The 5,624-nt window shown below is 35.3% G+C and carries 9 protein-coding genes; 1 reads left to right on the top strand and 8 read right to left on the bottom strand.

From position 1 onward, the window contains the following. Positions 1-194 precede the first annotated feature (194 nt). The 8 genes from ACFSSE_RS08875 to ACFSSE_RS08840 all read right to left on the bottom strand — a co-directional run bounded on the left by ACFSSE_RS08875 (position 195) and on the right by ACFSSE_RS08840 (position 4,999). Entirely contained in the window at positions 195-866 is a 672-nt protein-coding gene (locus tag ACFSSE_RS08875; protein WP_379043327.1) for a porin family protein, read from the bottom strand. A 176-nt stretch (positions 867-1,042) separates the two neighbouring features. Next, positions 1,043-2,140: a hypothetical protein gene (locus tag ACFSSE_RS08870; protein ID WP_379043324.1), complete on the bottom strand. Its 1,098-nt coding sequence runs from the start codon at positions 2,138-2,140 to the stop codon at positions 1,043-1,045. A gap of 193 nt (positions 2,141-2,333) precedes the next feature. Further along, on the bottom strand, positions 2,334-2,636 hold the full coding sequence (locus tag ACFSSE_RS08865; protein ID WP_379043321.1) for a helix-turn-helix domain-containing protein: 303 nt from the start codon (positions 2,634-2,636) through the stop codon (positions 2,334-2,336). Continuing rightward, positions 2,626-2,964, bottom strand: a complete 339-nt coding sequence (locus tag ACFSSE_RS08860; protein WP_379043318.1) for a type II toxin-antitoxin system RelE/ParE family toxin — start codon at positions 2,962-2,964, stop codon at positions 2,626-2,628. The genes ACFSSE_RS08865 and ACFSSE_RS08860 overlap by 11 nt, the downstream gene beginning before the upstream one ends. A 223-nt stretch (positions 2,965-3,187) precedes the next feature. Next, positions 3,188-3,826: a YdeI/OmpD-associated family protein gene (locus ACFSSE_RS08855; RefSeq protein ID WP_379043315.1), complete on the bottom strand. Its 639-nt coding sequence runs from the start codon at positions 3,824-3,826 to the stop codon at positions 3,188-3,190. Beyond that, positions 3,823-4,206 carry a DoxX family protein gene (locus tag ACFSSE_RS08850; RefSeq protein WP_379043313.1) on the bottom strand — a complete coding sequence of 128 codons (384 nt, stop codon included), beginning with the start codon at positions 4,204-4,206 and terminating at the stop codon, positions 3,823-3,825. Before ACFSSE_RS08850 ends, ACFSSE_RS08855 begins: the two co-directional genes overlap by 4 nt. A gap of 6 nt (positions 4,207-4,212) precedes the next feature. Then, complete coding sequence (locus ACFSSE_RS08845; RefSeq protein WP_379043310.1) at positions 4,213-4,677, bottom strand: SRPBCC family protein; 465 nt, start codon at positions 4,675-4,677, stop codon at positions 4,213-4,215. 1 nt (position 4,678) lies between these two features. Further along, positions 4,679-4,999, bottom strand: coding sequence for an ArsR/SmtB family transcription factor (locus ACFSSE_RS08840; protein ID WP_379043307.1), 321 nt, complete (start codon positions 4,997-4,999; stop codon positions 4,679-4,681). Positions 5,000-5,286: 287 nt separating this feature from the next. On the opposite strand from ACFSSE_RS08840, the gene ACFSSE_RS08835 reads away from it, so the two are divergent. Continuing rightward, positions 5,287-5,508, top strand: coding sequence for a hypothetical protein (locus tag ACFSSE_RS08835; RefSeq protein WP_379043304.1), 222 nt, complete (start codon positions 5,287-5,289; stop codon positions 5,506-5,508). The last annotated feature ends 116 nt before the right edge of the window (positions 5,509-5,624 follow it).

Genomic DNA, 5,624 nt, shown 5'->3' with positions numbered 1-5,624 from the left:
TAATTGGTCGTCTGTTCTAGATTTGATAGATGGTCTAAATTCTGTCATGTAAAGTTGCAGCTAACGTTTTGCAGCTACCCGAAGGTGGCGATTTCGAAGCGATTCACTGTCTGTCAAGCGCAAACTTTGATAGATGCACAAAGCTTGATTTAACCAATGAGCCGCCACTTTTGGGTAGGTGCTGTTATAGCCAGTTATTCTTTTGTCAGTGCACATTTCAGTCCTATCGTTAAATCCATTCCGTTATGGCGTATTTTACTATTTGCAAAGTAGTCTGAATTTGTAATTGTCGTAAAGCTATATTGATATGAAAACGAAGTAAACAACCAATATCGTCCATTTAATTTATAACCACCACCAATTTCAACTAGTCCAGCAAAATCGAATTTTGAAACACGATTTGTCGCGTCAAATGTTTCATTTCCTGTAAACTTTGCGTCTGTGTCGAAAGTTGGTGTTGTTGTCTTGGCGTCAACGAGCAAGGATGGAATTACTCCGATATTTGTAAATCCATAAATTTTAGTTCCAATATTGAATCCAGTCTTTATTGGAAGTGAAACATAGTCATAGTTGAATGTCGTTGTGTACTTTTCGCCTGTTGGGTTTCCTAAATTGTCTGTAAATACAAGGTCGTTTGTAAAACCACGCTGATTGTAAATCAAGTCCGCCCCAATTGAAAAATGCTTTTTAAATCGAAATTCATAAGTCAGTCCAGCTGTCAGTCCAGTCCTTGAGTCGCTTTGACTTAAAAAATTACTTGAAGTAATATTTGTCGAGTTAACACCACCCTTCACTCCAATAAGGTGATTTTGTCCAACAACTTTTAAAGTTGAGATTGTCAAAATGATTAATAATAAATTTTTCATTGTCTGTCGTTATTTGGTGTCGTTTTATAATTGGCTATAACGGTTTGGGGCTTTGCGTTCGGGCGGGAAATCGAAGCACAAAAGCTGGTTTTATTACTAATGTTCAATTGAAAAACTACTGTTGAATTTTGCACTTCAGCCCGCCTGACGCAAAACCCTTGTTAGTGGCAGTTTTTTTAAGTTTGTTGGTGAAAAGTTGCAACAACAGAACAATCTGTACAAATTTCAATGTACAATATTCCTTCTGAACCCTCTAAAACTTGGTCCCACGATATTGCTGATAATAGTTTCATTTTCTTTTGACAGTCTGGGCAACTTTCGTATTGCCAATCTTGAACCCATTCAGGATTTCCCCCAATTGTTGAAACATCATCGTTTCCACAAGAAAAGTAAGGTGGCTTTTTGCTCTGAGATAATTTTAAATTGTTAGTTGTAAGTTTTTTGAAATCATCTTCTAAAATATAATTTTCATCGGCAAACGGTTCTATAATCTCAAAACTGCTTTCTCCGTCAAGTTGATAACGGATAATTGTTTTTTCACACATACTTGCACAATTTGGACAGATTGGAATTTTAAGAGTTCCATTTAATCCAAGAAATGATAATCGTTTATCGTTGCCATTAAGTGTCAAAATATTTACTGTTTGACAACTGCAAACTGAACAGTTTTCTGATTTTGCTTCGCCTATTATTATTGCATTGTCTTCTCTTTCTTCGTTAGCGATAGAGAAACATTCTTTATAATTTAGCTCAGTTCGTTTTCCACTTTCGTCAAAAGTCCAACCTCCTAAACTTGCATAAAATGATGGATTAACGTGAAGTTTTTTTCGCCAAGGCAATGGATTATTCTCTAATTCATAAAAAACTTCTCGCACTTTTTCACTTCCAATTACAGCAAGACAGCTTAAAATATGATTAGCTTCCTTACAGTCAGGTTTTAAGATTAGCTCAATTAATTTATCTTGAGTTTCTTCTGATGCGTTTCTATACAAAGTTGGTGGATAAAAGACATTTTTCTCAAAGGCAGATTTTGAAATTTCTTTCGTGTCAATATCTTGGTATGCTAATAAACCGCTAAAATCTTTATAAACGTCTTCCCATTGGTCAATAGTTTCAATTTTGTCAATAATATTTTTAATGGTTTCTTCAATTTGGTCTTTTGTCATCAATTCATAATGCTCTCTCAATTTTCTGTTGTTACAAGCATAACATAGTCCTTCGAAATATTTTATTCTGTCACATTCAGGGCAAGGAATTGGTTGGTTTTGTGTCATTTCTCTTTGTGTTATTTGTGTTGACGAGTGGTCTGGTAAAATTGCCACTAACGATTGGCGGGTTTGTGTTGTAATGGCATAGAAAGCAAAAACTTGTCTGCCAGCACTAATTTAATTTATTGTAATGAAGCAACGTTAACCACCGTCAGCCATTATAATACAAATTTGTGGTTATAGCCAGTACTTCTTTTTCTTAAACTTGAAGAGTCAGTTTTAAATGTCCGCCTAAACCTTTCTGAATTATTTTCATTAAAGTAGAAAGTCTAATGTCAGAAGCATCATTTTCAATTCTTGAAATGTAAGATTTGTTAGTTCCACATTTTTCAGCAAGTTCTTCCTGAGTCATTCCTAATTTTGTTCGAGCTTCTTCAAGTAAAGCACCAAGTCTGAAAGCTTCAAATTGTTGTTCCCATTCCTCACGTTTTGGATTTCCTTTTTCTCCGTATTTCTTGTCAAGAATTTCGTCTAAGGTTGTTATATTTTTTTTAGATGTCATTTTGATATTCCTCCATTATTTTAAGTGCCTTTTCAATCTCTTGTTTTGGTGTCTTCTGACTTTTCTTTTGAAATCCGTTTCCGAGAACTACTAAATTTCCTTTGTCGAAAAATGAAAATATGCGGTAAATATTACTGCCTACTTCCACTCGAATTTCATAAAGTCCTTTTGTTCCTTGCATATGCTTAAAAAACTTTTCGGGAACTTTTGGAGTGACTTTAATCAAATTTAAAGTCCATTCGATTTTCGCCTGCACTTTGTCGGTCTGACTTTCATAAAAGTCGAGGAAATAGTTTTTGTAAGCAATTACTTGTCTGTCATTATTCACAAACCAAAGTTAACTATTCAGACAACAAATCCAAAATGTTTTTCTAGTCGATTGTGTCGGGTAGTATTGGCTATAACGGTTTTCGGCTTGGCGTAGTGGGGGCATTTCAGCACAACACTTGATACGAAGCACAGAGTTCAAATTTAGCACAAATGTTCATACGAAGAACGTCCGCCCCCATTACGCCAAACCGCTGTTATGGGCTGGGCTTCGTTTTCTGTCGTCAGCAACTATACTTGTCGTTTAGTCCTACACCGTCAAAAATCTGTTGCTTGTATTTTTCAATTCGTCCAATTCTTGTTTGTGATTGCTTAGGTTGTGAAAAATGAATGATGTAGCCCCTTTGTCGTCCTGGTGTCAAGGCGTAGAAGGCTTTTTTAAATGCAGGGTTTTGTTCAAATACTTGTAATAGTTCTTCGGGAATTGGTTCGGGATTTTTCTTAAATTCTACTTTCTTTCCTTGTTCTTCTATATTAATCGCTTCTTTAATGTATGATTTCAAAACTTTCTCTATTTTCTTTATTTCTGATGTTTTGGTAAATGTTACAATTCTGTCTGATTGCAAGTTGCCTTGTTGTTGAAGAATTTTATTGATGTCGGTCAACAAAACGCCTTTGAAAAATCCAATTGTTGCAAAATCTTTTAACGCTGCCACAGATAACACATTTTTTCCGTTGTGTGTATAAACAGGAACGCCCCACTTTATTTCTTCTTTCAGACCTGTTTCTAAAACAATTTGCCGTAGCGTTTCTAATTCTTCACGCCAATTATTGACTTTACATTGTGGTGTTCCGCCATATTTGCAACGCATACAGCCGTCAAGTAAATATTTGTCAACCTGCGGGTTAAGTTCTAATTTCATAATTGGCTATTTATAAGTTTTCGGTCTGCTGGTCTGAAGTACCACGATACAATAGTTAATACAAGCAACAAAGTAGGACCAAAATATTCTACAGCCTTATCAGCTACTGCAAGGTGTGTAAAAATTGCTCCAGTCATTAAAAAGAAAAAACCTGCATAAGCCCATTCTTTTACTAATGGGTATTTCGGAACAAGAACTGCTATAACTCCTAAAATTTTCCAAACTCCTATAATTATTAGGAAATAAGAAGGATAGCCTAGTGTGTTCATTTTTTGAACTTCTTCTTCCATTTGAATAAGTTGAACTATTCCAGTAGAAACCATTCCTAAACTTAGCCAAATGGTTGCCACCCAATAAATGATTTTGTTTCGCTTTGCCATATTTTGTTATTTTAGTTTGTTTACTATTTCTTGCAATTTGTCGTGTGCCATATTTAGTCCTTGTGCAAATGGCATTTGTAAGAGTTGGTTTCTGAACTCAATAGACTTAAACACAATATGCATTGTTAGTTTACTTTTTTCGTCTGTCAGTTTTTCAAATTCCAAATATTCAAGCTGAACAGGAAACTGTGTGTTTTCCATTTCAAATGTTCGTGTGATTTTTTGGTTCGGAACAAATTCGTGTATTGTTCCATTTGCACTAAACACCACGTTTCCGTTATAGGATGTTTCAAAAGCATAAGAGCCGTGTTTTTTGTTTTCCATTTTCAGCACTTTCGTTCCCATCCACTGCTCAAAAAGTTCAGGCTCTTCGTATGCTTTAAAAAGTAAGTCTAAAGGCAAATCAAATTCTCTTGTGATTAGGATTTCCTGTTTGCCGTCTTCTGTATTTATCTTTGTTAGTTGTTCCATTTTACTTGTTTTTGTATGTTTTCATTACAGCTTCTAACTTGTTAAACCTGTCGTCCCACATTTTCCGAAAAGGTTCAATGAAGTCTGCAACGTCTTTCATTTTTTTTGCGTTGATGTGATAATAAACTTCTCTGCCGTTTTGCTCTTGGGTAATCAATTCGCACTCGGTAAGGATTTGCAAGTGTTTTGAAACAGTTGGTCTTGCTGTGTCAAAATTTGAAGCGATTGCACCTGCTGTCATTGATTGCGTGGCAACTAATACAAGTATAGCTCGTCTTGTCGGGTCTGCAATGGCTTGAAAAACATCTCGTCTTAAATTCATTATGAAGTTATTTGGCTACAAATTTAAGTGTAGTTATTTAACTACGCAAATTTTTCTTCCATATTTTAATGTTAGTCAGAGATTGTCCAAATTGTCGTTGGATTTTGTTGGGGTGTCGGGTCTGTTAGCCTTGCCCATAACGGCTGACGCTATACGAAGGCAGGGGTTAAGATGCACACCTTGTCAGCCTACCACAAATGATAAATTGATGCACACCGCTCACTTTAGCAGTACGCCCCTGCTTTTGTATAGCGTATGTTATAGGGCGTTTTTAATTTAAAGTTCAAATGAAAACAGTAATTGTAATTGCAAAGTATGAAGCTCATGTTCCTGATGACATGACCGTAAGTCAAATTCAAGATTTGGCAGAAGAAAAAATTAGAGAGCAACTTGATTGTTTTTCTCTTTATGTTGAAGATTATCCAAACGAAGAAGAACAATGTCCGATGTTTGATTTGGATGATGTGATGGTCGGCACGGAAACAATGATTTCGGTAGGTGGGGATTAAATGCCCTATAACTAGTAAATATACGCTATTGATAGCGCATATATTTACTATATGTAATGCAATTTATCATTTAATTTAAATATTTAAACTATCAAGCGGACTTTTTATTAGACTTA

This window comes from Pedobacter alpinus (genome assembly GCF_042684645.1).
Lineage (GTDB): Bacteria > Bacteroidota > Bacteroidia > Sphingobacteriales > Sphingobacteriaceae > Pseudopedobacter > Pseudopedobacter alpinus.
The sequence above is the reverse complement of the archived record's forward strand: the minus strand, read 5'-3'. Positions and strand labels throughout refer to the sequence as shown.

What these genes read in the sequence shown, in the direction of transcription:
- ACFSSE_RS08875 (WP_379043327.1), bottom strand. Translation starts at nt 866, where the DNA reads ATGAAAAATTTATTATTAATCATTTTGACAATCTCAACTTTAAAAGTT.
- ACFSSE_RS08870 (WP_379043324.1), bottom strand. Translation starts at nt 2,140, where the DNA reads ATGACACAAAACCAACCAATTCCTTGCCCTGAATGTGACAGAATAAAA.
- ACFSSE_RS08865 (WP_379043321.1), bottom strand. Translation starts at nt 2,636, where the DNA reads ATGACATCTAAAAAAAATATAACAACCTTAGACGAAATTCTTGACAAG.
- ACFSSE_RS08855 (WP_379043315.1), bottom strand. Translation starts at nt 3,826, where the DNA reads ATGAAATTAGAACTTAACCCGCAGGTTGACAAATATTTACTTGACGGC.
- ACFSSE_RS08850 (WP_379043313.1), bottom strand. Translation starts at nt 4,206, where the DNA reads ATGGCAAAGCGAAACAAAATCATTTATTGGGTGGCAACCATTTGGCTA.
- ACFSSE_RS08845 (WP_379043310.1), bottom strand. Translation starts at nt 4,677, where the DNA reads ATGGAACAACTAACAAAGATAAATACAGAAGACGGCAAACAGGAAATC.
- ACFSSE_RS08840 (WP_379043307.1), bottom strand. Translation starts at nt 4,999, where the DNA reads ATGAATTTAAGACGAGATGTTTTTCAAGCCATTGCAGACCCGACAAGA.
- ACFSSE_RS08835 (WP_379043304.1), top strand. Translation starts at nt 5,287, where the DNA reads ATGAAAACAGTAATTGTAATTGCAAAGTATGAAGCTCATGTTCCTGAT.